General features: G+C 51.7%; 3 protein-coding genes and 1 pseudogene. 1 reads left to right on the top strand and 3 read right to left on the bottom strand.

The genetic code is table 11. The annotated features are described in order from the left end of the window. Positions 1 to 448: transposase (locus tag JS46_RS22575; protein ID WP_160173341.1), on the bottom strand; the 448-nt coding region annotated here is incomplete at its 3' end. A 157-nt stretch (positions 449 to 605) separates the two neighbouring features. Continuing rightward, the gene (locus JS46_RS22570) at positions 606 to 1,739 is read right to left on the bottom strand and encodes a glutathione-independent formaldehyde dehydrogenase (protein ID WP_033756051.1); all 1,134 of its coding nucleotides are present in this window, start codon (positions 1,737 to 1,739) and stop codon (positions 606 to 608) included. 169 nt (positions 1,740 to 1,908) lie between these two features. Between JS46_RS22570 and JS46_RS22565 the strand changes: the two are divergent. After that, positions 1,909 to 2,091: pseudogene (locus JS46_RS22565) on the top strand (NAD(P)-dependent alcohol dehydrogenase); the annotation flags it as partial. 14 nt (positions 2,092 to 2,105) lie between these two features. Here the strand turns inward: JS46_RS22565 and JS46_RS22560 are convergent. After that, positions 2,106 to 2,217 (bottom strand): IS1 family transposase (locus JS46_RS22560; protein ID WP_001691633.1); only part of this gene is annotated, 112 nt, incomplete at its 5' end.

The raw sequence follows: 2,217 nt of genomic DNA, 5'->3' as shown, positions 1-2,217 counted from the left end.
CTTTCCGTTCGCCTTCACCAAAGACCTTCAGCCCGGTGGAGTCAATCACCAGATGCGCGATTTCACCCCGGGTGAACGTTTTGAAACTGACATTAACCGACTTTGCCCGCTTACTGACACGGGTGTAATCCGGGCAGCGCAACGGAACATTCATCAGTGTAAAAATGGAATCAATAAAACCCTGTGCTGCCCGCAGGGTCAGCCCGAATACGCGTCTAATGACCGGAACGGTGGTGATGGCGAGATCAGAATAGCGCTGAGGTCTTGCTCGTGATGAAAGCGTTGCAGACTCATACCAGGCCTGAATCGCTTCATCGTCCAGCCAGAAAGTTATGGAGCCACGGTTGATAAGGGCTTTGTTGTAGGTGGGCCAGCCGGTGATTTTGAACTTTTGCTTTGCCACGGAACGGTCTGCGTTGTCGGGAAGATGCGTGATCTGCTCCTTCAGCTCAGCAAAAGTTCGATTTATTCAACAAAGCCGGGTTGATATTCAAGCGAAGCAGCGTTGAGGAGCGCAGCCTATTAAAAAGACTAAACGTGGGTGAGCCAACCGGTTAAGCCCTGAGCAATCGGCACAAGGCTTTCTGTAAGAGCTGTCCACGCCTTCAGGGTTTGAGGACCACTTTCGTCCAGCCGGGGGTACGGCTGTCGAAATTTTTATAGCCTTCAGGCGCTTCGTCCAGGCTCAGACGATGCGAAATAATCTGGCCAGGGCTGGCTTTGCCATGGTGAATCAGTCGTGCAAGCTGTCGGTTGTAGGCCTTCACGTTTGCCTGTCCGGTGCGGATTGACTGGCCCTTGAACCAGAAACTGCCAAAATCGAAAGGCATCTTGCCTTCTTTAGCCAGATCGGTTGCAGCAGAGGGATCCTGCGGGACAAATACGCCAACCACGCCGATTCCGCCCGTGGCTTTAGTTGACGCGACAAGGCTGTTCATGGTTGCACTGTTATCTTCATGACCATGCTTATTACAGCACTGGTATCCCACGCATTCACACCCGCAGTCGGTGCCCCTGCCGTCGGTCAGATCCAGTATTTTCTGTACGGCCTCATCTCCGGCAGCATGAACGGGTGTTGCACCAAGTTGCTCGGCGAGGGCAAGACGGTCACTGTGGGTATCCACAACAAACACCTGCGATGCGCCTTTTATCAGCGCTGAGTGAGCCGCCATCAACCCAACCGGACCCGCCCCATAAATAGCGACGCTTTCGCCCGCTCGCAATCCCGCCAGTTCGGTCGCGTGCCAGCCTGTCGGAAAGATGTCAGAGAGCATCACATAATCATCCTCTTTTTCTGAGGCATCCTCCGGCAGCACCAGACAATTGAAATCGGCAAAGGGGACCCGCAGCAGTTCTGCCTGCCCGCCGTCCCATGGGCCCATTTCAGCAAAACCATAGGCGGCGCCAGCGCTTCCCGGATTAGCCGTCAGGCAAAAACCGGTCAGGCCTTTTTCGCAATTTTCACAGAAGCCGCAGCCGATGTTAAACGGCATACAGACGCGGTCTCCCACCTTGACACGCTCAACGCCTTTGCCGACTTCAACGACCTCTCCCATGTTTTCATGGCCGAAAATGCGCCCTTCTTCAAAACTGGTGCGGCCTTCGTACATGTGCAGATCCGAACCACAGATATTCGTGGTAGTAATGCGGATAAGCGCGTCACCGGGGCGCTCAATTTTTGCGTCAGGAACATTTTTTACCGTTACGTTGAACGGGCCGTTATAAATGATTGCTCTCATAATTACCCCTCTGGATTGAAACGATTAAAAATAATCATGCTGGTTTTAAATCTCGTTGCGCTTATTTTTTCCACGCAAGATAAGAGCATTTTAAATGTAGCATAAATTTTTAACATGGCTCACTTTATACCGATGCGCTTGCGTGTAATTTATTATGACCTACAATTAAGTGGGGCTGATCGAGCCGATTGAACCTGCACTCCATGCGGGCAACCTGGTTATGAATCGCCGCGTACTGGCGGGCTCTCTGATCGGTGGCATTGCGGAAACCCAGGAAGTTCTGGAATTTTGCGCCGAGCACAGCATCAGCTGCGATATTGAAATGCTTGATATCAAAAATATCAACGAGGCGGTAATGGTCCCAACTTATTGATAGTGTTTTATGTTCAGATAATGCCCGATGACTTTATCATGCAGCTCCACCGATTTTGAGAACGACAGCGACTTCCTTCCCAGCCTTGCCAGATGCTGCCTCAGA

It is taken from the genome of Pantoea sp. NGS-ED-1003, from assembly GCF_000738765.1.
Taxonomy (GTDB): domain Bacteria; phylum Pseudomonadota; class Gammaproteobacteria; order Enterobacterales; family Enterobacteriaceae; genus Pantoea; species Pantoea septica.
The sequence above is the reverse complement of the archived record's forward strand: the minus strand, read 5'-3'. Positions and strand labels throughout refer to the sequence as shown.

What these genes read in the sequence shown, in the direction of transcription:
- JS46_RS22570 (WP_033756051.1), bottom strand. Translation starts at nt 1,739, where the DNA reads ATGAGAGCAATCATTTATAACGGCCCGTTCAACGTAACGGTAAAAAAT.